The 21,071-nt window shown below is 62.8% G+C and carries 22 protein-coding genes; 9 read left to right on the top strand and 13 right to left on the bottom strand.

The features are described 5' to 3' along the window. Positions 1-29: 29 nt before the first annotated feature. Both AB7532_RS28360 and AB7532_RS28365 read left to right on the top strand, forming a co-directional pair. Positions 30-464, top strand: coding sequence for a DoxX family protein (locus AB7532_RS28360; protein WP_441237981.1), 435 nt, complete (start codon positions 30-32; stop codon positions 462-464). A gap of 31 nt (positions 465-495) precedes the next feature. Then, positions 496-1,098 (top strand): pyridoxamine 5'-phosphate oxidase family protein, encoded by a 603-nt coding sequence (locus AB7532_RS28365; protein ID WP_441237982.1) that lies wholly within the window; start codon positions 496-498, stop codon positions 1,096-1,098. A gap of 178 nt (positions 1,099-1,276) precedes the next feature. Here the strand turns inward: AB7532_RS28365 and bfr are convergent, their stop codons facing one another. The 3 genes from bfr to AB7532_RS28380 all read right to left on the bottom strand — a co-directional run bounded on the left by bfr (position 1,277) and on the right by AB7532_RS28380 (position 2,621). Next, entirely contained in the window at positions 1,277-1,765 is a 489-nt protein-coding gene (gene bfr / locus AB7532_RS28370) for a bacterioferritin (protein ID WP_092021671.1), read from the bottom strand. A 131-nt stretch (positions 1,766-1,896) separates the two neighbouring features. Continuing rightward, on the bottom strand, positions 1,897-2,169 hold the full coding sequence (locus AB7532_RS28375; protein ID WP_008140302.1) for a (2Fe-2S)-binding protein: 273 nt from the start codon (positions 2,167-2,169) through the stop codon (positions 1,897-1,899). A 161-nt stretch (positions 2,170-2,330) separates the two neighbouring features. Beyond that, a complete protein-coding gene (locus AB7532_RS28380) occupies positions 2,331-2,621 on the bottom strand; it encodes a hypothetical protein (protein ID WP_441237983.1) in 291 nt (96 codons plus the stop codon). A gap of 132 nt (positions 2,622-2,753) precedes the next feature. Between AB7532_RS28380 and AB7532_RS28385 the strand changes: the two genes are divergently transcribed. Both AB7532_RS28385 and AB7532_RS28390 read left to right on the top strand, forming a co-directional pair. Continuing rightward, on the top strand, positions 2,754-3,092 hold the full coding sequence (locus tag AB7532_RS28385; RefSeq protein WP_441237984.1) for a hypothetical protein: 339 nt from the start codon (positions 2,754-2,756) through the stop codon (positions 3,090-3,092). Between the two features lie 238 nt (positions 3,093-3,330). After that, entirely contained in the window at positions 3,331-3,615 is a 285-nt protein-coding gene (locus AB7532_RS28390) for a hypothetical protein (RefSeq protein ID WP_441237985.1), read from the top strand. A gap of 89 nt (positions 3,616-3,704) precedes the next feature. Here AB7532_RS28390 and AB7532_RS28395 read toward each other — a convergent pair whose 3' ends face one another. Both AB7532_RS28395 and ettA read right to left on the bottom strand, forming a co-directional pair. After that, a complete protein-coding gene (locus AB7532_RS28395; protein WP_441237986.1) occupies positions 3,705-4,931 on the bottom strand; it encodes a lytic murein transglycosylase in 1,227 nt (408 codons plus the stop codon). A gap of 7 nt (positions 4,932-4,938) precedes the next feature. Further along, the gene (gene ettA / locus AB7532_RS28400) at positions 4,939-6,588 is read right to left on the bottom strand and encodes an energy-dependent translational throttle protein EttA (protein WP_441237987.1); all 1,650 of its coding nucleotides are present in this window, start codon (positions 6,586-6,588) and stop codon (positions 4,939-4,941) included. Between the two features lie 233 nt (positions 6,589-6,821). On the opposite strand from ettA, the gene AB7532_RS28405 reads away from it, so the two are divergent. Both AB7532_RS28405 and AB7532_RS28410 read left to right on the top strand, forming a co-directional pair. Then, positions 6,822-7,037 (top strand): hypothetical protein, encoded by a 216-nt coding sequence (locus AB7532_RS28405; protein WP_441237988.1) that lies wholly within the window; start codon positions 6,822-6,824, stop codon positions 7,035-7,037. Between the two features lie 144 nt (positions 7,038-7,181). Next, entirely contained in the window at positions 7,182-8,144 is a 963-nt protein-coding gene (locus AB7532_RS28410; protein WP_441237989.1) for a D-2-hydroxyacid dehydrogenase family protein, read from the top strand. 58 nt (positions 8,145-8,202) lie between these two features. Here the strand turns inward: AB7532_RS28410 and AB7532_RS28415 are convergent, their stop codons facing one another. Next, positions 8,203-9,390, bottom strand: a complete 1,188-nt coding sequence (locus AB7532_RS28415; protein ID WP_441239370.1) for a L,D-transpeptidase family protein — start codon at positions 9,388-9,390, stop codon at positions 8,203-8,205. A 365-nt stretch (positions 9,391-9,755) separates the two neighbouring features. Here AB7532_RS28415 and AB7532_RS28420 point away from each other — a divergent pair, with 365 nt between their 5' ends. Continuing rightward, the gene (locus AB7532_RS28420; RefSeq protein WP_441237990.1) at positions 9,756-10,508 is read left to right on the top strand and encodes a hypothetical protein; all 753 of its coding nucleotides are present in this window, start codon (positions 9,756-9,758) and stop codon (positions 10,506-10,508) included. 2 nt (positions 10,509-10,510) lie between these two features. Here the strand turns inward: AB7532_RS28420 and sseA are convergent, their stop codons facing one another. The 3 genes from sseA to AB7532_RS28435 form a co-directional block, all read right to left on the bottom strand. Next, on the bottom strand, positions 10,511-11,362 hold the full coding sequence (gene sseA / locus AB7532_RS28425; protein ID WP_441237991.1) for a 3-mercaptopyruvate sulfurtransferase: 852 nt from the start codon (positions 11,360-11,362) through the stop codon (positions 10,511-10,513). Positions 11,363-11,552: 190 nt separating this feature from the next. After that, positions 11,553-11,966: a rhodanese-like domain-containing protein gene (locus tag AB7532_RS28430; RefSeq protein WP_441237992.1), complete on the bottom strand. Its 414-nt coding sequence runs from the start codon at positions 11,964-11,966 to the stop codon at positions 11,553-11,555. A gap of 39 nt (positions 11,967-12,005) precedes the next feature. Then, positions 12,006-13,181 (bottom strand): vWA domain-containing protein, encoded by a 1,176-nt coding sequence (locus AB7532_RS28435; RefSeq protein ID WP_441237993.1) that lies wholly within the window; start codon positions 13,179-13,181, stop codon positions 12,006-12,008. Positions 13,182-13,303: 122 nt separating this feature from the next. On the opposite strand from AB7532_RS28435, the gene AB7532_RS28440 reads away from it, so the two are divergent. Both AB7532_RS28440 and AB7532_RS28445 read left to right on the top strand, forming a co-directional pair. Next, positions 13,304-13,549: a GlsB/YeaQ/YmgE family stress response membrane protein gene (locus tag AB7532_RS28440; RefSeq protein WP_063981466.1), complete on the top strand. Its 246-nt coding sequence runs from the start codon at positions 13,304-13,306 to the stop codon at positions 13,547-13,549. A 94-nt stretch (positions 13,550-13,643) separates the two neighbouring features. Then, entirely contained in the window at positions 13,644-14,486 is an 843-nt protein-coding gene (locus AB7532_RS28445) for an AAA family ATPase (RefSeq protein WP_441237994.1), read from the top strand. A gap of 52 nt (positions 14,487-14,538) precedes the next feature. Here AB7532_RS28445 and AB7532_RS28450 read toward each other — a convergent pair whose 3' ends face one another. The 4 genes from AB7532_RS28450 to AB7532_RS28465 all read right to left on the bottom strand — a co-directional run bounded on the left by AB7532_RS28450 (position 14,539) and on the right by AB7532_RS28465 (position 21,071). Continuing rightward, entirely contained in the window at positions 14,539-16,602 is a 2,064-nt protein-coding gene (locus tag AB7532_RS28450) for a hypothetical protein (RefSeq protein ID WP_441237995.1), read from the bottom strand. Positions 16,603-17,544: 942 nt separating this feature from the next. Further along, positions 17,545-18,483 carry a hypothetical protein gene (locus AB7532_RS28455; protein ID WP_441237996.1) on the bottom strand — a complete coding sequence of 313 codons (939 nt, stop codon included), beginning with the start codon at positions 18,481-18,483 and terminating at the stop codon, positions 17,545-17,547. 36 nt (positions 18,484-18,519) lie between these two features. Next, positions 18,520-19,152, bottom strand: coding sequence for a hypothetical protein (locus AB7532_RS28460; protein ID WP_441237997.1), 633 nt, complete (start codon positions 19,150-19,152; stop codon positions 18,520-18,522). 272 nt (positions 19,153-19,424) lie between these two features. Continuing rightward, on the bottom strand, positions 19,425-21,071 hold the full coding sequence (locus tag AB7532_RS28465) for a GMC family oxidoreductase (protein ID WP_441237998.1): 1,647 nt from the start codon (positions 21,069-21,071) through the stop codon (positions 19,425-19,427).

Below are 21,071 nucleotides of genomic sequence, written 5' to 3' on the forward strand. Positions count from 1 at the left end.
CCGTAGCGCCCCGCATGCTAGTTCGGCTGATGGCTCCTGCAAACGATCGAACACGCGCCGTGATGCGCTTTGTGCTGGCGGCGTTTTACATCGCAGCCGGTATTGCGCATCTCTGGGTTCCCGAAAAGCTGCTCGCGATCACGCCGTCCTGGGTGCCCTTTGCGACGCAAATCATCCTCATCACCGGCATCTGCGAGATTGCAGGCGCGATTGCACTGGTGACGAAGCCGCTGCGCTGGTGGGCCGGCATTGCGTTCGCGCTCTATGCGCTGTGCGTGTGGCCGGCGAACATCAAGCATGCGCTTGAGGGTATCGACCTTCCGCCTCTTCCCGATAGCTGGCTCTATCACGGACCGCGGCTGGCGCTTCAGCCGGTGCTGATCTGGTGGGCGCTGTATTGCGCCGGCGTGATCGACTGGCCGAGGCGAGGCGACAAGGGGGATAGCGGTCCGGCCGGAGAATGATATCCTCAGGCCCTCAATCAGGGAGACCTTCGTGACCGACCTTTGCCCCGAAGACCTCGCCACCATCTATGCGAAGCCCAGCCCGCGCGTGATCGCGAAAGCGCGCCCTGCAATCGACGTGCATGCGAGGAAGTTCATCGAGATGTCGCCGTTCTGCGTGCTCGCGACGTCGGGCACCGACGGCAGCGTCGATGCCTCCCCACGCGGCGGCGGCATCGGCTTCGTCCATGTCGCCGGCTCCAACCAGTTGCTGATGCCGGACCGCTCCGGCAACAACCGCATCGACAGTTTTCGCAATGTCGTCGAAGGCTCCGGCTTCGTGCATCTGTTGTTTTTCGTCCCGGGGATCGACGAGACGCTACGCGTCGGCGGACGCGGCACGCTGTCGGCCGATCCGGATCTGCTCGCGTCCATGGTGGAATTCGGCAAGCCGCCGCGCGCGGTGCTGAACGTCGCCGTCAGCGAAGTCTATTTTCACTGCGGCAAGGCGCTGATGCGCTCAAAACTGTGGGCGCCGGAGAAAGTGCAGCGCTCGGTGATGCCGAGCATCGGCCAGGTCATTCACGACCAGACGGGCCTCGGCGAACCGGAGAGCCAGGAGATCGTGGAAGAGCGTTACAAGACGCAGTTGTAGGCGGGCGATCAGGCAAGCTGTCGTCCCGGACAAGCGAAGCGCAGATCCGGGACCCATACCCACAGGAAGTGGTTTGGCGAAGACTCGGAGTTACCAGCTTGCGCCGCAATTACGCCCTGTGGTTATGGGTCCCCGCATTCGCGGGGACGACATGGGAGTATGCGGCTAACGCCGGAGCTTAGTGCCCCTCGCCCTCAAGTCCGCCGACGTGCTTCTGGGTGTAGAGCTCGAGGCCGATGCGGCCGATCAAGTCGAGCTGGGTTTCGAGGAAGTCGATGTGGTGTTCCTCGTCGCTCATCAGCTTCTCGAACAGGTCACGGGTGACGTAGTCCTTGGCGCTGTTGCAATAGCCGGCCGCCTCCTGATAGAGCGCCCGCGCGCTCATCTCGGCGGCGAGATCGCACTCGATGATCTCCTTGACGTTCTGGCCGATGCGCAAGGGATCGAGCACCTGCATGTTCGGGAAGCCGTCGAAGAACAGGATCCGCTCGGTGAGCTTGTCGGCATGCTCCATCTCCTCGATGGATTCCTTGCGCCAGACCTTGGCCATGTCCCGCAGGCCCCAATTGTCGAGGAAGCGGTAGTGCAGCCAGTATTGGTTGATTGCAGTCAGCTCGTGGCGCAGCGCCTTGTTGAGATAGTCGATAACCTTTGCGTCGCCCTGCATGATGCACTCCAAATCTTGCGTCCAAATCGGCCCTAACCGACTTTAGAACGCTTCTAAGTCAGTTTAAGGACGAGGGCAACCGGCTACGGAGGCGCAGCCGGGGAAAAACTCAGTCGGGATTGCAGAAGTTTTCAGCAGGCCGCGAGGGCAAACTGGACGGGCTCGGCCGTCTCGTCATTGGCGGCCACGGTGTGGCTGTGCGGGCAGCCGGAGCAGCAGGACTTGGCACAGGGGCCAAGCGCTTCGTCGATGATGGTCTTGATGGTGCGGGCGCACCGGCCGCATTCGGCGCTGCAGCCGAGGCATCCATAAACCTGCTTGGCATGACGCACAGCGTCGTCGGACTCGGCGACGGCGGCGCGGATGTCGTCATCGCTCAGCACGTTACAAGAACAAACGATCATGGAAGCGGCAGGCCCTTCGGTGATGCGCCATCATCGATATTTAACGGGCCGTCCGGATGCAAAGGGAAAAAGCGGTATTTGAAGCTATTCCAAACTGGCCGAAATACAGCCTAGAACGGCTCTAAAATAGGGAGTTGCGCTGGATCAAGATTGCGGCGGACCTAGTCGCCGCCACCGCCTCCGCCCCCATCGCCGCCACCTCCGCAATCGCCGCCGCTGCTGCCGCTATCGCTGCTGGAGCAGCTCCCCGAGCTGTCGCTGGAAAACCAGCTACCGAGCGAGAAGCCGCCGCTGGGTCCGGAATAACTGTCGCCGCCGCCGCTGCTGCTTCCGTCACTTCCGCCCGCCGTGCGCGAGCGCCGACCGCGGTTCTGGAGATGGGTGAACCAGCCATAGCCGACCGCGGAGACAACCCCGGCAGCGATCAAGGCATTGATCATCGCGTTACCCATTTGGCGCCTCCTTGGCGGACCTGCGATCCCATACCAATTGGTCGCACCCGGCAAAGGTGCCGTTCATTGATCGTTCAAACAGAGTATGGAACCTAGGCCCCAAAGAGTTCCGCGTATGAAGAGGTCCAACCCATGAAGAAGTCGCTCCTGGCGGTTGCTGCCGTCGCCACCCTGGCCCTGACGGCCGGCACTCCGGCCCATGCGCAGCGCGGTGTCGCCGCCGGCGTAGCCGCCGGAATCATCGGTGGCGCCATTGTCGGCGGCGCGCTGGCCTCTCCGTATTATTACGGACCCGGACCGGCCTACGGATATGGCCCGGGCTATGGTCCCGGTTACTACCCGCCCCGCTACTACGCACCGGGTCCGGGCTATGCCGCCGACGGCTACTATGGTGACGGCTGTGTCTGGCAGAAGCAGCGCTTCTGGGACGGCTATGCCTGGCGCGTTCGTCGCGTCCGCGTCTGTGGCTGAGGCGACTCGAACCGGTTCATCGCGACTGATTCATTTGCGCCGGTTTACTACGGATGCGCCGTTCATCTCCGGGCCTGAAAAAGACCGCTTTTTCTCGTCACAGCTCCGTGCGCGTTTACCGCGGATTGACCATTTGCGCGCTTCCTAGCTGCAAGGCCAATTCCATCAAAGACTGCGTGAACCTTTGAAACCCGGGCGCCTCTAACAAGAGGACCTATCTCTCAGGAGAGCCAAGAGCATGAAGAAGATTCTAGTTGCCGCCCTCACGGTTGCGACGATCGCCGGTTCGCTGGTGACCGCCACTCCGTCCGCCCAGGCGCATGACGGCGTCGGCGTCGGCATCGCAGCCGGCCTGATCGGCGGTGCCATCGTCGGCGGCGCTATCGCCTCGAGCCGTCCGGCCTATGGTGGTCCGGTTTACGTCGCCGAGCCCGGCCCGCCGCCCCCGCCCTGCTACTGGCAGCGCCAGCGTTATTGGGATGGCTATGGCTGGATCGTCCGTCCGGTTCGCGTTTGCTACTGATCTGATCGCTTGGCGCTCATGAGCGCCGTGATCGAAGCCCGGCCGATATCATCGGCCGGGCTTTTTTCTTTGGCGAAGGGATGAGCTCGCTACCGCGCCACCTGGATCGAGCGCAACACCTCTTCGCTCGGCCAGCAATCGACCTTGAGGCCTGCCGACTTCTGATAGGCGCCGAGCGCGGCGCGCGTCTGCATACCGGCCTTGCCATCGATCTTGTCCTTGTAGAGCCCGACCCGCGTGAGACCGCGCTGCATCGCCTCGACATCTCTCGTGCGCATTTGCTTCGAGGCCGCCCACGGCGTCGCGAACGGTTGCGGGTTCGTCATGCGATCGCCGAGATGGCCGACGAACAGCACGTAGAGGTCGGAGAAATTGTATTCCTTGATGACGAAGTAGTTCTTCGTCGTCAGGAATGACGGACCGTAAATGCCTTCGGGCTGAAGCAGCGAGGCCGGCTGCGCCTGCTCGGCGGCGCTGAGCCTCTCGCCGCGCACCGGCACGAAACCTTCGCGCAGCCACTGGCCAATCGGCTTCGTCACCTCCGGCACGCCGGTGGTGCAATCGACCTTCGCCGGTGCCCGCACCTCGTAGGCCCAGCGCACGCCGCTCTGCCAGCCCTTGTTGACGAGCTGCTGCGCGGCAGACGCCAGCGCATCCGGCACCGAATGCCAGATGTCGGTGCGGCCATCACCGTCGAAATCGACACCGTGCTTGTAATATTCGGACGGCAGGAACTGCGTGAGCCCGGTGGCACCAGCCCAGGACGAGCGCATGTCCTTGCGCGTCACCACGCCGTCGCCGAGGATCTTCAGCGAGAGGATGAATTCGTTGCGATAGGTGTCCTTGCGGCGGCCGACATAGGCCTGCGTCGCCAGCACACGCACGAGATCGTAAGGCAGCGTGTAGCGGCCGTAATCGGTCTCACGCCCCCAGATCGCGAGCATGACCGTTGAAGGCACGCCGGACTTCTTCTCGATCTCGGTCAGTGCAGGACGATATTTTTGCAGCAGACGCTGCCCCTCGCCCGCAAGCCGCGCGATCGAGGTTTCCCTGACGTAGTCGGCCGGCACCTGCACGAACTCGGCCTGCGAGGGCGCGCCGGTCGCGGGGCGTCCGGGCAGGATCAGATCGGGCAGCTTGTAGTCAGGCTCGAGCCCACGCGTCTGCTCGTCGAACGTCTTGCGCGAGACGCCTGCCTCTTGCGCCTCCGGCCAGAGCGACGCGATGAATTGCGTGAAGGCGGCGTCGGCGGCGCGGGCGGACGACCATCCGCAGGTGACCACGATCACCGCAGCGATGAGCGCCCGCCGCATCATGCCGGAATCACCGCGTCAGCTTCTTGTACTTCACGCGGTGCGGGATGATGCTGTCCTGGCCGAGCCGGCGCATCTTGTCCTTCTCGTAGTCCTGGAAGTTGCCTTCGAACCATTCGACATGGCTCTCGCCCTCGAAGGCCAGAATGTGGGTCGCGATGCGGTCGAGGAACCAGCGATCATGGCTGATGATGACGGCGCAGCCGGCGAAATCTTCGAGCGCCTCTTCGAGCGCGCGTAGCGTGTCGACGTCGAGGTCGTTGGTCGGTTCGTCGAGCAGCAGAACGTTGGCGCCGGACTTCAGCATCTTGGCCAGATGCACGCGGTTGCGTTCACCGCCGGAGAGCGCGCCGACCTTCTTCTGCTGGTCGGCGCCCTTGAAGTTGAACGACGAGCAATAGCCGCGCGAGTTGACTTCCTTCTTGCCGAGCAGGATCAGCTCGTTGCCGCCGGAGATTTCCTCCCACACGTTCTTGTTGCCGTCGAGCGCATCGCGTGACTGGTCGACATAGCCGAGATGCACGGTCTCGCCGACCGTGATCGTGCCCTTGTCGGGCGTTTCCTGCTTGGTGATCATCTTGAACAGCGTGGTCTTGCCGGCGCCGTTGGCACCGATCACGCCGACGATGCCGCCGGGCGGCAGCTTGAAGGTGAGATCGTCGATCAGCAGGCGATCGCCATAGCCTTTGCTGAGCGTCTCGAAGTCCACCACGTTGTCGCCGAGCCGCTCGGCGACGGGAATGGTGATCTGTGCGGTCTGGGTCTGCTTGTCGCTCGCCTGCTTGAGCAGTTCCTCGTAGCGCTGGTAACGCGCCTTGGACTTGGCCTGGCGTGCTTTCGGCGAGGACGCGACCCATTCCTGCTCGCGGGCGATCGTCTTCTGATGCGCGGCGTCCTCGCGGCCTTCCTGCTCGAGCCGCTTCTGCTTCTGCACCAGCCAGGACGAGTAATTGCCCTCGTAGGGAATGCCCTTGCCGCGATCGAGCTCGAGGATCCAGCTCGTGACGTTGTCGAGGAAGTATCGGTCGTGGGTAACGATCAGGATCGCACCGGGATAGCTGCGCAGATGACCTTCGAGCCATGACACCGACTCGGCATCGAGATGGTTGGTCGGTTCGTCCAGCAGCAACAGGTCGGGCTGGTCGAGCAGCAGCTTGCACAGCGCGACGCGGCGGCGCTCACCGCCCGACAGCTTCGTGACGTCGGCATCGTCAGGCGGACAGCGTAGCGCGTCCATGGCCTGGTCGACCTTGCTGTCGAGATCCCAGAGGCCCTGGGCCTCGATCTCGTCCTGCAGCTTGGTCATCTCGTCAGCGGTTTCCTCGGAATAGTTCATCGCCAATTCGTTGTAGCGATCGAGGATGGCCTTCTGCTTGGCGACACCCAGCATGACGTTCTCGCGCACGCTGAGCGCGGAATCGAGATGCGGTTCCTGTTCGAGATAGCCGACGCGGGCACCCTGGGCGACCCAGGCCTCGCCGTTATACTCCTTGTCGAGGCCGGCCATGATCTTGAGCAGCGTCGACTTGCCCGAGCCGTTGACGCCGAGCACGCCGATCTTGGCGTCCGGGTAGAAGCTCAAATGGACGTTATCGAGCACCTTCCGGGTCGGATAGCTCTTGGTCAGGCCCTGCATGAAATAGACGAACTGGCGCGCCATGGGTCCCGAATACCTTCGATTTGAGGAGATTTGCTTGCCGCCGATGTAGCGATCCCGCCCCCAAAGGGCAATGTTTTCCCTCCGTTCACCACGGATGAATACTGGACGGACACCATCCGGACCCGGATCCGGACAATTGAAACCATCTTTTAATCAATCAGGCCAAAGCTCGGTCATGCGCGGACATAAGCGCCCCCTGCTCAGAATGAACGGGGAGAACAGCGAGGCCGACCATGGCTCTGATCGAGACCCATTCCATCGCCGTTCCGGTCGACGCCGGGAACGCGTCCGGGCTCGTGTCCGAGCTCAAGGGCTTCTGGAAGCGCTTCTTCGCCACCGCCTTCAGCCCCTACCGGCCCGAGCTGCACTACATGCGCGGCCCGGGCCCCGCCTGGCGCGCCAAGCACGGCATGAATGCGCCGTTCCGGCTCAAGCCCCGGGATCTCTGAACGCTCCTCTCCTGTCGAATTTTTGAAGACCCAGGCTGCTTGCGCACGCCTGCGATTGCGCGCAACCATGGCCCGGTTCCGACGATGGCGCCCCCGCCCGCGCCGTCACCTCTCGCCGTCAACTCTGGCCCTGGATGAACGCTGATGACGCGGCTGCGCTGTGCAATTCTCGACGACTATTTCAACCTCGCCCAAGACGTCGCCGACTGGCCGAAACTGTCGGACCGCGTCGACGTCACCGTGTTCAGCCATCCCTTCGCCTCGGAACAGGCCGCGGCGAGCGCGCTGGCCGATTTCGAGATCGTCTGCGCGATGCGCGAGCGCACCCCGTTCCCCAAGAGCCTGTTCGAGAGCTTGCCGAAGCTGAAGCTGTTGCTGACATCAGGCATGCGCAACGCCGCGATCGACATGGACGCGGCGAAGGCGCGCGGCGTCACCATCGGCGGCACGCAATATTCGCGCGATCCGACTGCACCGCTCACCATGGGCCTGATCCTGGAACTGACCCGCGGCATCGGCCGCGAGAATGCGCGGATGCATGCCGGTGAGCCCTGGCAGACCTTTGCCGGCGTCGAGATCGAGGGAATGACGCTCGGCGTCATCGGGCTCGGCAAGCTCGGCAGCAAGATGGCCAGCATCGCCAAGACCTTCGGCATGAACGTGATTGCGTGGAGCCCGAACCTGACGCCGGAGAAGTGCGCGGCCGCCGGCGTCGGCTACGCCAGCAAGGAGGAGCTGTTCGCCAAGGCCGACATCGTCACCATCCATGTGGTGCTGAGCGATCGCTCGCGCGGGCTGGTCAGCCGCGAGGACCTCGCGCGGATGAAGCCGACGGCCTTCCTCGTCAACACCGCGCGCGGGCCCATTGTCGATGAGGCGGCGCTGCTTGAGGCCTTGCAGCAGCGGAAGATCGCGGGCGCCGGCATCGACGTGTTCTCGGTCGAGCCGCTGCCGGTCGACCATCCCTTCCGCAAGCTCGACAATCTCGTGCTGACGCCGCATCTCGGCTACGCGACCGAGGACGGCTTGCGTATCCATTACGGCCAGATGGTCGAAGCGATCGATGCCTTCACCAAAGGCGCCGAGCTGCCACGCAAGCTGGCCTGAAACGACGAAGGGCGTGCCCGACGGCACGCCCTTCGCAGATCTCAATGGTCTCGCAAGCTTAGCGTACGGTGACCGGTGCGGGCAGCGGCGGCACCACCGTCGGCTGCGTACCCGGAACGGGGCCAGCCTGGGCAGACATCGGAGCCGGCGCGGCTGCGCCCGGCGGCGGCGCGTTTGAGGCGGTCGCCGTTCCCGGCGGCGGGCCACCCGGCATCACCACCACGCGGGTGCCAACCTTGACGCGATCGAACAGGTCGGAGACGTCCTCGTTCAGCATGCCGATACAGCCTGACGACACGAACTTGCCGATGGTCGAAGGCTGGTTGGTGCCGTGGATGCGGTACACGGTCGAGCCGAGATACATCGCGCGGGCGCCGAGCGGATTGCCGGGGCCGCCGGCCATGAAGCGCGGCAGATAAGGCTGGCGCTCGATCATCTCCGTCGGCGGATGCCAATCCGGCCACTCAGCCTTGCGGGTGATCTTCTGCACGCCGGTCCAGGTGAAACCGTCACGGCCGACGCGGACGCCGTAGCGGACGGCGCGGCCGTTGCCGAGCACGTAATAGAGGTAGGTGTTGGGCGTATCGACGATGAGCGTTCCGGCCGGCTCCTTGGTCGCCAGAGAGACTTCCTGGCGGCGCAGGTTCTGCGGCAATTGCGCGGGAGCGGCGTCGGGCTGCTCCTCGGGCGGCAGCGAAGCGATCGCCATCGGCCGGCCATCGTTACCGACAGGCGGCTGGCCGGACTGGACCGTTCCGGTCGCGGCGGGACCACCAACGGCCTCCGGCGGACGCAGGCCGTCATTGGCCGGAGCCTGTCCCTGGCCGGGACGATTGGCATAGATCACCGGCGGCGGACCGGCGGGGCGGCCGTAACGGGGATCGTCGGGCGACATCACCGGGCCCTGGGGCGGCGCAGCAGAATAAACGGGAGCGCCAGCCGGACGGCCATAACGGGGATCATCCGGCGACATCACCGGACCCTGCGGCGGGGCGGCGGAGTAGACCGGGGGCCGGCCATAACGGGGATCGTCGACCGGGCCGGGCGGCGGCAGCGAGGCCTGCGGCAACGCGTCGTCGTCATCTTCCAGCGAGTCGAAATTCGGCGCGCGGTCGCCGGGGCGATATTCGGCCGGGGCGCCATAGCTCGGCGCCTGCTGGACCGGATAGCTCTGGGCCTGTGCAAGCGAGGTTCCCGCCGCAGCGACTGTTGCGGCAGCGCATATCGTCAGAAAATGTTTGATCATCATCGCTCTTGTATAGTCCCCGGGCCCGTCCGGACCGTTAACGGCCAGATGACCGAAGATAGCGGCACATTCAAGACATGACAGGCCGAATTGTGCCTGATTGAGCGATTTGTGATGCGCCTGCACACAGTTGCCCCGTTGCATCACGGGGCGGAAATCGCCTCACGCCGTAGATCGCCGGAGTCTCCGGCCCTGTTTTTTACGGAACGGCTCGGAAGCGTTGCGATATGTTCGAATCAGCCTGATTCGCCGCCGCTTTGAGCTCCGATCCCCGCGTGGCGAACGCGGCAAGCAGTACCGTCACCGCGTTCAGATGGCTCTTGGGTTCCGGCCACCACCGCCGGGACGGAAATTCGCGACCTTCGATGCTTCCCGGCTTTCGCTTCCTGTTTGCCGCGATCCTGCTGTCTGCCTCCATCCTGGTGTTCGGCCTCGGGGCCGCCTCGCTGCTGCGGGCGACCCATCAGCAGTATGCCAACAATCCGTCCTGGCGGAATGGCCCGCAGGAGCAGGTATTCGCGCAAGAATCCAAGCGAGCCACCGAGCCGGCCCAGCCGGTGCTCGCGGTTTTGCGGGCCGAGCCGGAGCCGGCCATCGAACCGTCGCTGCGCGACCAGGTGCCGACCATCGGACTGCCAGCGACCGGGCCCGAGCAGGTGGCGGCGCTGACGACCGGGAGCGACGCCCAGTCTGAGCCTCCGGTCGCTGTCGTCGTGCCGCCTGCGGAGACGGCTCCGCTTGCCGCCGATGCGCCGGTCAAGAGCGAGGCTGCGTCTCTCGCGCCCGCGGACACACTCACGCCCGCCGACGCGACGGCTTCTACTGTGACGAAGACGCCTCCGCCGGCAGCGACCGCCGTCGACGTGCCGCGAACCGCAACGTCGGCGCCGGCATCACGCGTCGACATTGCAGCGGCCAGGATGGCTGCGTTGAACGAACTCACGCCGGCGAAGCCCAAAGCCGACAGCGCGACGCCTGATAGCAAGCCCCGCGCGCGCAAGCCGAAAAAGCGTCACCGCGTCGTCCGACGCCCGCCGCCTCAGCAGCTCAACCAGGCGCTCGATCCGTTCGGCCAGCCGCAGCAAACGCTCGCCACAGCGACCACGCGGGCGCGCTGATCTCACGCCGCCCCGGTCGCGATCGGCGGGCCTTTTTCCTGACCCCATTCCGACCACGAGCCGTCATAGAGCGCGGTATCGGTGACCCCAAGGCGATAGAGCGCGAGCGTCAGCACGCCGGCCGAAACGCCGGAGCCGCAGCTCGTCACGATCGGCGCATCGAGCTTGACGCCGGCGCCGGTGAAGGCGGCGCGGAGATCCTCGAGCGGCTTCATCGTGCCGGTCGCGGCATCGAACAGCTGATTGTAAGGCACGTTCCGCGCGCCGGGAATGTGACCGGAGCGGATGCCCGCGCGCGGCTCGGGCGCGCGGCCCTCGAAGCGGTCGGCGGCCCGTGCGTCGATCACCTGCTCGGCGCGGCTTTCGACGTTGGCGACTAGCTGCTGCATGCTGCGCACGCGCTTTGAATCATAGCTCGCCTTGAACGTCGCGGGCTTTGGCTTCACCTCGCCGTTCTCGACGGGGCGTCCTTCAGCACGCCATTTCTTCAGGCCGCCATTGAGGATGCGCACATTGGCGTGGCCGAAGGCCAGGAACATCCACCACGCGCGAGGCGCCGCAACCCAGCCGCCGGCATCGTAGAGCACGACGGTGTCGGCATTGGAGATGCCGAGTTGACCTGCGTCACGGCCGAACTGCTCCGCGCTCGGATACATGTGCGGCAGCGGGTTGGAATGATCCGACACCGCATCGACGTCGAAGAACGCGGCGCCCGGCAGATGCGCGGCGAGATAATCGTCCTTCGGCAGCGGCAGCACGCCCGGCAGCTTGAAGCTGGCGTCGAGCACTTTCACGTCGGCATCGTTGATGTGGGCGGCGAGCCATTCGGTGGAGACGAGGGGGTCGGTGGTCATTGGCTTTCCTTGCAGTCATTCCAGCAGCGCACGGCGCGAGTGAGGTCGAAGCAGCGCGCGTTTAACTTCGCTGTCATCGCCCGGCTTGGCCGGACGATCCAGTACTCCGAGACGGTTGTGATTCAACCGATAGGCTGCGGCGTACTGGATTCCCCGCCTTCGCGGGGAATGACGGATGAGAGAGCGAGGCTCACCCCTTCTTCTTCGGCTCCCACTGCTCCGTCGCGCCCCCTGCATCGCGCCAGGCGGCGTAGCCGCCGGCGATGTGGGCGACGGGCTTCAGGCCCATGTCCTTGGCGGTCTTGGCGGCGAGCGCGGAGCGCAGGCCGCCGGCGCAGTGGAACACGAACTTCTTGTCTTCCTGGAAGATCGGCTTTGCGTAGGGGCTCTGCGGATCGATCCAGAATTCGAGCATGCCGCGGGTGCAGGCGAACGCGCCGGGGATGCGGCCGTCGCGCTCGATCTCACGGGGGTCGCGGATGTCGACGATGACGACGTCGCCGTTCTTCGATATCTCGATGGCGTCCTTGGCGTTGAGCGTCTCGATTTCGGCATTGGCCTCGTCGATCAGCGCCTTGATGCCGCGAGTGATGTTTTGGGGCATAGGGTTCTCCCTCTTCTCGTTATTCCGAGGCGCGCGCAGCTAGTGCGTCAATTCCTTCATCGCACCTTCCAGCCCCTCGATCGTGATCGGGTACATGCGGTTGGCGAAGATGCGTTTGATGATGGTGGTCGATTCCGAATAATCCCAGTGCTTCTGCTGCACGGGATTGAGCCACACCGAATGCGGATAGGTGCGGATGATGCGATCGAGCCAGACCGAGCCGGGCTCCTCGTTGACGTGCTCGACCGAACCGCCGGGCACCATGATCTCGTAAGGCGACATCGAGGCGTCGCCGACGAACACGATTTTGTAGTCGTGCGGGTATTTGTGCAGCACGTCCCATGTCGGGGTACGGTCGGTGAAGCGGCGCTTGTTCTGCTTCCACACGCCTTCATAGAGGCAGTTGTGGAAGTAGAAATATTCCATGTGCTTGAACTCGCTCTTCGCCGCCGAGAACAGTTCCTCGACCTGCTCGATATGCGCGTCCATCGAGCCGCCGATGTCGAAGAACACCAGGAGCTTCACCGCATTGCGCCGCTCGGGGCGCATGTGCACGTCGAGATAGCCGTGGTTGGCGGTCTCGCGAATGGTGGTGTCGAGATCGAGTTCGTCAGGCGCGCCGGTGCGCGCGAATTTGCGCAGGCGGCGCAGCGCCACCTTGATGTTGCGGATGCCGAGCTCGACATTGCCGTCGAGATCCCGAAACTCGCGCTTGTCCCACACCTTCACGGCGCGGTTGTTGCGGTTCTTCTCCTGGCCGATGCGGACGCCCTCGGGATTGTAGCCGTGCGCGCCGAACGGCGAGGTTCCTGCCGTACCGATCCATTTCGAGCCGCCCTGGTGCCGGCCCTTCTGCTCCTCGAGGCGCTTCTTCAGCGTCTCCATGAGCTTGTCCCAGCCCATGGCCTCGATCTGCTTCTTCTCTTCCTCGGAGAGGTATTTTTCGGCGAGCTTCTTCAGCCACTCCTCGGGGATCTCCGCCTTCTCCATGGCGTCGAGCAGGCTTTCCAGCCCCTTGAACACGGTGCCGAAGACGCGGTCGAACTTGTCGAGATTGCGCTCGTCCTTCACCAGTGCGGTGCGCGACAGATAGTAGAAATTCTCGACCGAGTAGTCCGCCAGATCGGCGTCGAGCGCCTCCACCAGCGTGAGGTATTCGCGCAGCGTCACGGGGACCTGCGCATCGCGCAGAGACGTAAAGAATTGCAGGAACATGGGTGACAGATTGCCCGTCGGGTGGCGTACGTCAAGGGGCGGAGACCGTCGCCGGGCGCTGGACCGGGAAGCTTTTTGCTCTAGAATTGGGGGCCTCACGGGGTTGTTTGGGGACGTTTGCAATGGGAATTCTCGCAGCGCTCATCATTGGCGCAATCGCCGGCTGGCTCGCCGGCAAGATTGTCCATGGGGCGGGATTTGGCCTGATCGGTAACATGGTCGTCGGCATCATCGGCGCGCTGGTCGCGAGCTGGGTGCTGCCGCAGCTGCATATTGCGCTCGCCACCGGCACGGTCGGCGCCATCGTGGACGCCACGATCGGCGCGGTGATTGTGCTGGTCATCCTTTCGCTGATAAAACGGGTCTGAAAGCCTGACCGAACCAGGAACGGCCGCCATGAGCGGCCGTTCCGTTTGTTGGACCAGAGCAATGCTCTGGGACGACGACCAACAAGGACGCGCAATGAAATTTACCGGCACCAAGGACTATGTTGCGACCGACGATCTCAAGGTCGCCGTCAATGCCTCGATCGTGCTGGAGCGCCCGCTCCTCATCAAGGGCGAGCCCGGCACCGGCAAGACGGTGCTGGCCGAGGAAGTGGCGAAGGCGCTGAAAGCGCCGCTTTTGACCTGGCACATCAAGTCCACCACCAAGGCGCAGCAGGGCCTCTACGAATACGACGCGGTGTCGCGCCTGCGTGACAGCCAGCTCGGCGACAGCAGGGTCTCCGACATCAAGAACTACATCAAGCGCGGCAAGCTGTGGGAGGCCTTCACCGCCGAGCAGCGCCCGGTGCTCCTGATCGACGAGATCGACAAGGCCGACATCGAGTTTCCGAACGATCTGCTGCTCGAGCTCGACCGCATGGAATTCCATGTCTACGAGACTGGCGAGACGATCAAGGCGAAGCAGCGCCCGATCATCATGATCACCTCCAACAACGAGAAGGAGCTTCCGGACGCGTTCCTGCGCCGCTGCTTCTTCCACTACATCAAGTTCCCCGACGCCGACACGATGAGCCGCATCGTCGACGTCCACTTCCCTGACATCAAGAAGCGCCTGGTCGAGGAAGCGCTGCGGATCTTCTTCGAGGTGCGCGAGGTGCCCGGCCTGAAGAAGAAGCCGTCGACCTCGGAGCTGCTGGACTGGCTCAAGCTGCTGCTCAACGAGGACATGAGCGTCGAGCAGCTGCGCGAACGCGACCCGCGAAAGCTGATCCCGCCGCTGCACGGCGCGCTGCTCAAGAACGAGCAGGACGTGCACCTGTTCGAGCGGCTGGCGTTCTTGAGCCGACGGGAAGTGTGATCCGCCAGCGAACAGAGCGAAGCTGAGGACAGCTGGATCACGCCTCCCGGCGTCATCTCGGATTCGGATGACCGTCGAGGCGGAGCTGATAAACAAAGTAGGTCGGGGTACAGAACCCGATCTTTCGGCTTCTCAAATTGTTCAACGCCTGCACACTGACGTTGAATCTCGCGCTCGTAACGAAATCCGGCATCTGCTGGCAAATGTAGTCTTCCCGGCAGAACCGCGACGGCGAGCATGTGTTCAGCAGCCCGCGACCGACGCCAGCGGCAAAGATGGCGCTGTCGAAATATCCCTTGGCCATCTGCTCAAAGCCCTTGCCTCCGACGATCGCACAAACTTCACCGGGCACGCTGTCGGGCCGGATCGCCGCCAGCGCGGCCTCTTCGGGCTTGCAGGGACGCGTGACCCGGCCCAGGGGCACGCCGATCTTCGTTGGACGGCAATTGTAACCGAAGCCGTTCAACTTTCCTTCCGGCAATTTATAGACGAGCTCTTCCTTGCCGACACGATCATTGAATGCGCGCAGGTTGAAGCCGAGCTGATTGCCTGCGGCAGTCTTTGCCATCGAGTCCTCGATGACATTCGAGCGGCAGCTCAAACCCGCGGCGACATTCTGGGCCGCGGGCACGCACTGGCCGAGATAGGAGGAGGTCGCAGCGTTGGTCACCAATGCCTGACAACTGAGGTTGCGCGTGGCGTTACAGCTCCATTTCGCAGCATTCGCCAGATCCGCGTTCAAAGGGCACGGCATGTTGTCGCCAGCGGCAACATAGGCCGGGTGTCCGCTTCCCCACGCCGCCGCGGGCGCCGAAGGATGCGGACGAAAACTGTTTGGCGCCTGACCGAGAGAAACCCGCTCGACATAGTCCTTGCGGCGAACAAGTTCCGCATAGACATGGGGCGAGAACGGCAATTGCAACTGATTGCCGTCAAGCGCAGTTCTGATCGCATCCGCGTCGCTGCCGAAATCGAACCGGTCTACGCCGAGAAAATGGAATCCCGCGGTCGAGGATGATTGATGGCAACCCATGCAGGATGACGTGTTCAGGCGTTCGAGCAGCGCCGTGCCCGATTGCACGAATTTTGGGGACCTGCCAGGGGCTGCCGCTGCCGCAGCGATCCGCGCGGCCTCCTCGCGACCGACGACGAGATCGAACGGACGATTGGCCATGCGCGCGCTGCCCGCAGTCGAAAAGCTCAGCGCAATGTCGGCCTCCAGGCCCTCCGGTAGCCTGAACGCGCCGTTGTCGATCTCGGCGATGTGGCCCGCAAGATAATCCTGCAACTGCTTCTGCTTGGCGGGGTCCTTCAGGATTGCCTGAACATCAGGCGTATTTTCCAGCGGCGTCGGCTGAAACCTGCCATCCTTCAGCGCGAAGATCCGCATCCCGTAGATCGCCTGCCCGGCGAATTTGCGGTTCTCCATGTTTTCGAGGTCTGATGGAAAGCGCACCAGCTGCGCATTGATCTCCATCTGCTTGAAGGTCAGTCGCGAAAAATCCAATGGCCCTTGCAGCAGGCGTTGAGCAACCACGGCCGGATCGTCAGCATCGATCCCGGCGACGCGCCACAGCGAGGCGACGTCCCGGCAATTGCTGCCGTCATCCACATAACTGAACACCATGTTTACGGTGAAAGGCATGCGCGACGCGTAGGTCCTGCCGTTCATCTTCACGTCGTACCCGAGTCGATAGATGAAGCGCAGTTCACCGCAATGGGTGGGATCGAAATCGCGACGGTCCATCCGATTGACGACGCCCGACAGGAGGAACAGTCCGTCGCTGGAACCGAGCCATTTCTCGTTAAATACGCGCGCGACATTGCCATTCAGCCGCAGCGTCTTGCCGGCGTCGGTTTTGGCCGACTTCGGGTCGTAGGTCTTCAAGATCTCCTTTTCCCAATCGACACCAAGTCCCGCTGTGACGCGCGTGATGTCGGCGGACGCCACGGCGGCGAATTGCGCGTAGGTCTCGCGGAATTGGGACAGATCGCGCGCCCGCGTCGGGCCTGCGGCGACGGCCGGTTGCGGCAGCTTTTCCGCGGCGTGAATTCTCCTGAACAGGGTCAGCAGTGAAAGCGCCGATGAATTGTCGTGATCGAGCACCGCGAGCACAGGCCCCTGGCTGATCATGGTGGTCACCTCCGCCGAAGCCTGAGGCGACTGGGCAAAGCCGAGAGAGACCGAAAAGATCAAAAGACAGACGACGGGGATGAAGCGCATTCGCTGTTTCTACTACGCCAGGGCGCACCTTACAATTTACAGGTGAATGTTCTGGAAGCCACTTTTTGAGGAAATGGGCCGGCAGGACTCTGGATTGCTTCGCTGCGCTCGCAATGACGGAGCAAGGGCCATTGGCGTCGTCCTCCGATTCACATTTCGAATTGCAGACACGGCGACGCATTCTCGCGGCGCATTTCGCCCGAGCTTTACCCTCTTCTTCACACCCTCAAGAAAGAGGGCGCAGGGAAGGCCGGGTGCCGGCTGGCACCCACGGTCTGCTGCGCGAAGTAAGCGCAGAGAAACCGCACAGCAGCATACAGGTGTCGCCAATCACTCGGCCTTCCCTGCGCGATGGTCGGACGGCTTATGCCGTGCTCTCCCGGGAGCCGAACTTTCCTTCTGGCCTCCCTCACCCCGCGAATTGACGATGCCGTCCGCCCGGTTGGGCTCGCGCACATCTCCGCAAAGGCTTGACCGTAGCAACGACGGCCAGGACCACACGGTTTTGCCGTACGCAGCTCATCCGGCTTCGCCAAAAGGCTTCGCCGGACTTTGGCGTCGCTCGTCCGCGCGTGGCCACGGGCTCACAGGGACACCCCGCCCTGCCCGCGCCCCTCGCGCACGACGCTGCCGCGTCCACCGCAACCCGGCCCGCGTTTCGAACGACTCGCGAACCGCCCCTCTTCGTGGGCCGGGCCGCCTTGGGTTATGCCGCAATTCCGAATTTCGGTAAAGTGGAATATTTTTGCGGGAGGGACTTGACGGAGTGGGGTGTTTTGCCCGACGGGACACATCACGCGTCCATTAATGCGCCATCCCACATTCACCCGGAGATCAGTGGCGCCGCCCCAAAGGGGAGTAATGCTCTATGATTTCAAGGAGGTCAGCAGCCGAAATGACGACGTAGTCAAGAATCATCACCGCCTCCAAGTCGGACAACATTTTGTCGGTCATGATATTGAGAGGAATAGAATGCAAGAGCTTGCTCGTGAACGAGTATAGAAAACGGTATTGCGCGTCCATTTTGACATCACCCGCCCGCTCCGACCAATTCCATTTACCCGTCGCAAGTCTAACGTGTCGGGCATCCAGCAGAGTCGTGAGAACTCCACTCAAGCGCTGCTGATGACCTTCTAACTCCAGAAGCTTGGCTTGGTGAATGGGGATCGCCTTCGCTCGAATGAGCGACGCTTGATAACCATAACCGTTTTGCGTTGCTTGACTGGCGTAGAGGCAAAACTCACGTCGAATCAATTTATCGAGCGCATCTGACTGTTCTTCCTGAGCTTCAAAAGCCTTACGTATCTCGTCATTGGACAACGCGCCGCTTTTGGGCCCGAGCTTCTCCAGAATGTCTGAGTCGAGGCTATCGAAGTGCTCAAAGAGGATTGCTTCATCCTCGGTCTTACGAATAAGCGCCTGACCGCTTTCCATCTGATTGCGGAGAAACTGGGCATAGAAAACGATGCCGTACTGTTCGTCCGTATTCATGAGCTTCAACCAGACGAGATTCTCGAAAATATTCCGAGCCACCGCTAGCAACTCGATGCTTTCGTAAGAGCCGTCGCGACGAAGGAAGATGTCCAGCTTTTCCAACGTGCCGGCATGGGCGGAGAGAATCCACCATAGAGCCGAATGGTTCCGCTCTTCTGAAGTTGTGAGCAAGCTAGCAAGACTGGCTCGTTTACTTTCGACAGAGGATCTCAAGGCGGGAATCCTGTCATGAATCTCGGAGCGGAACTCTTTAATAAGCGAGTCTGCTGTTTGCTTCATCGTCGCGATCTCAATTTTGGCACGCACATATGTTCGTCAGATCACAGATTGGTGCGCCACGGGCTTCAAACCACTCCGGCGAGACGCCCGGTAAACAATGAACGCCCACCACATTCCCAGCGCGGCAAACATGATTGATTGTATCGTTGCCTGTTCATCGGCTTGGAGTTTCTGCCAAACGAGGAACCCATCGCGGAGGGATAGGTTGAACGTACGCTTTTCGAATGGCTTGCACACGGAGTCTGTCGCCGCCGTGGGCTTTGGCTGACGTTGCCCCGTGACGCGCTGCGTTGAACGGGAAATAGTGTAAGTATAGGACACACACAGGGGGTCCCCTGATGCATAGACAATCGATTGCTGATCCCAAGACGTAATCGAAAATCGATCAGTGCTCACGGAAAGCATATCAAATGCGATTTCTGCTTGTGCAGAGACGCACTCCTTCTGATCGCGATAGCATTGAATTTCGGTTGTCTGGCGAGGGAAGGCTTGCTTGGTGTCATCCTCAAATACCCACGTGCCGTTAGCACGAACATAGCCCCGGTCCCAAAAATCAACGAAAGCAGTTCCGCCCGATTGGATTCGCGGATATGTGCGAGAGTCTAGAATTGCCATCGCAGCAATGAAAATTCCTAGGCTGCCTACAGCGCCGAGGAACAGCCAAAGCAACACAATTCCAAGCCTTCTCATCGTCGGCGCGCCCCACGTCCAGCGATCTTGGTCGGTCCAAGTCTACTGGGAAAATTGCCAAGGAGCAAAACTGGCGGTTGTGCCCTTCTCTAGCAGGCGGCAAACCTTGGTAACTACGACGAAACAAGATTGTGTCTGACGGCCCATTTCCACCAAACGGATTTTGACTCGCGGAGAGCCCCCTCACCCGGATCACATCTTCGATGCGATCCGGCCTCTCCCCGCAAGCGGTGAGAGGCGAAGATCGTGCCTCACGCCACCACGGCGTCCGGGATACGCGCGGCTTCCATCGGGGCCTTGCCGCGGATCAGGTCCGACGCGCGGTCGGCAATCATCATGGTGGATGCGTTGAGGTTCGCCGAGATCATGCGAGGCATGACTGACGCGTCGATCACGCGGAGGCCCTCCAGCCCGTGCACGCGGAGCTGGTCGTCGACCACCGCCCAGCTTGAATCCGCAGGGCCCATGCGGCAGGTGCAGCCGGGGTGGAAGGTGGTGGTGCCGCGTTCGGTGGCGGCAGCCAAAAACTCGTCGTCGGTGTTGATGTTCGGGCCGGGGAAATCCTCGTAAGCGTAATAGGGCGACAGCGGCGCGGACTTCAGCAGGCGCCGCGCGAGCTTCATGCCGCCGACGATGACGCGGCGGTCGAGCTCGGCGTCGAGATAGTTGGTCTGGATAATCGGCGGCGCAAACGGATCAGATGAGCGGATGCGGACATAGCCGCGGCTCTCGGGGCGCTGCTGCCAGGATGCGACGGTCATGCCGGGCTCGTCCTCGAGCTGGCCCTGAACGCCTTCCTTGTAGCTTGCCGGCGTGAAGGTGAGCTGCAAATCGGACGAGTCGGCGCTCTCGCCGGAGTGCCAGAAGCAATAGACCATGGTCGGCGACAGCGAGAGCAGGCCTTTGCGCGCGGTCGCCCATTTCAGCGCTTCGATCCACAGCGAGACGCCGCGGCGGAGCTCGTTGATGGTCTTGATGTCTTTCACGCGCGCCACCGTGCGCGGCGCGTAATGGTCCTGAAGGCCTTCGCCGACCGGCAGCGCGTGACGCACCTGGATGCCGTGGGCCTGCAACAGATCGGGCGAGCCGATTCCGGAGAGCTGGAGCAGCTGCGGTGAATTATAGGTGCCGCCGGAGAGGATGACTTCCTTGTTGGCGCGGACTTCCACCGGCGTGCCGCCGCTGCCGCCCTTCATGTAGCGCACGCCGACGGCGCGCTTGCCTTCGAAGATGATCTCGGTCGCGTGCGCGTGCGTGTGCACATGCACGTTGGGCCGCTTCATCGCCGGCTTGAGGAACGCGGTCGAGCCGGAGACCCGCAGGCCCTTGTCGATGGTGCGCTGGCAGTAGGAGACGCCTTCCTGCTTGGCGCCGTTGTAATCGGGGTTGCGGGGAATGCCGAGGCTCACTGCGCCTTCCATGAAGGCTTCGCACAGCGGATCGCGCCAGTTCATCGTCGTGACGGTGAGGTTGCCGTCGCGGCCACGATAGGTGTCCTCGCCCTCGCCGACCCGCTTCTCCAGCCGCCGGAAGTACGGCAGCACGTCGGCATAGCCCCAGCCGCGATTGCCCATCTGCGCCCAGGTGTCGAAATCCATGCGCTGGCCGCGGTTGTAGATATGACCGTTGATCGAGGACGAGCCGCCGAGCGTCTTGCCGCGCGGCGCGTAGATGCTGCGGCCGCCGGTCCAGGGCCCGACCTCCTGCTGGTAAGCCCAGTTGATGCTCTTCATGTGGAAGGTCTTGATGAAGCCCGCCGGCAGATGGATGTAGGGATGCCAGTCGGAAGGACCCGCCTCCAGCACGCAGACGCTGGTGTTGGGATCTTCGCTCAGCCGGCTGGTGAGCACGCAACCGGCGGAGCCCGCGCCGATGATCACATAGTCAAATCTATCCAT

The organism is Bradyrhizobium sp. 930_D9_N1_4 (assembly GCF_052076015.1).
Classification (GTDB): domain Bacteria; phylum Pseudomonadota; class Alphaproteobacteria; order Rhizobiales; family Xanthobacteraceae; genus Bradyrhizobium.

Bases quoted from the DNA above. Each gene is read 5' to 3' on its own strand.
- AB7532_RS28390 (WP_441237985.1), top strand. From the start codon at position 3,331: ATGAAGAAGATTCTAGTTGCCGCCCTCACGGTTGCGACGATCGCCGGT.
- AB7532_RS28395 (WP_441237986.1), bottom strand. From the start codon at position 4,931: ATGATGCGGCGGGCGCTCATCGCTGCGGTGATCGTGGTCACCTGCGGA.
- AB7532_RS28420 (WP_441237990.1), top strand. From the start codon at position 9,756: ATGCTTCCCGGCTTTCGCTTCCTGTTTGCCGCGATCCTGCTGTCTGCC.
- AB7532_RS28410 (WP_441237989.1), top strand. From the start codon at position 7,182: ATGACGCGGCTGCGCTGTGCAATTCTCGACGACTATTTCAACCTCGCC.
- AB7532_RS28445 (WP_441237994.1), top strand. From the start codon at position 13,644: ATGAAATTTACCGGCACCAAGGACTATGTTGCGACCGACGATCTCAAG.
- AB7532_RS28440 (WP_063981466.1), top strand. From the start codon at position 13,304: ATGGGAATTCTCGCAGCGCTCATCATTGGCGCAATCGCCGGCTGGCTC.
- AB7532_RS28415 (WP_441239370.1), bottom strand. From the start codon at position 9,390: ATGATCAAACATTTTCTGACGATATGCGCTGCCGCAACAGTCGCTGCG.
- AB7532_RS28360 (WP_441237981.1), top strand. From the start codon at position 30: ATGGCTCCTGCAAACGATCGAACACGCGCCGTGATGCGCTTTGTGCTG.
- AB7532_RS28465 (WP_441237998.1), bottom strand. From the start codon at position 21,071: ATGGATAGATTTGACTATGTGATCATCGGCGCGGGCTCCGCCGGTTGC.
- ettA (WP_441237987.1), bottom strand. From the start codon at position 6,588: ATGGCGCGCCAGTTCGTCTATTTCATGCAGGGCCTGACCAAGAGCTAT.
- AB7532_RS28455 (WP_441237996.1), bottom strand. From the start codon at position 18,483: ATGAAGCAAACAGCAGACTCGCTTATTAAAGAGTTCCGCTCCGAGATT.
- sseA (WP_441237991.1), bottom strand. From the start codon at position 11,362: ATGACCACCGACCCCCTCGTCTCCACCGAATGGCTCGCCGCCCACATC.
- AB7532_RS28375 (WP_008140302.1), bottom strand. From the start codon at position 2,169: ATGATCGTTTGTTCTTGTAACGTGCTGAGCGATGACGACATCCGCGCC.
- AB7532_RS28385 (WP_441237984.1), top strand. From the start codon at position 2,754: ATGAAGAAGTCGCTCCTGGCGGTTGCTGCCGTCGCCACCCTGGCCCTG.
- bfr (WP_092021671.1), bottom strand. From the start codon at position 1,765: ATGCAGGGCGACGCAAAGGTTATCGACTATCTCAACAAGGCGCTGCGC.
- AB7532_RS28435 (WP_441237993.1), bottom strand. From the start codon at position 13,181: ATGTTCCTGCAATTCTTTACGTCTCTGCGCGATGCGCAGGTCCCCGTG.
- AB7532_RS28430 (WP_441237992.1), bottom strand. From the start codon at position 11,966: ATGCCCCAAAACATCACTCGCGGCATCAAGGCGCTGATCGACGAGGCC.
- AB7532_RS28405 (WP_441237988.1), top strand. From the start codon at position 6,822: ATGGCTCTGATCGAGACCCATTCCATCGCCGTTCCGGTCGACGCCGGG.
- AB7532_RS28380 (WP_441237983.1), bottom strand. From the start codon at position 2,621: ATGGGTAACGCGATGATCAATGCCTTGATCGCTGCCGGGGTTGTCTCC.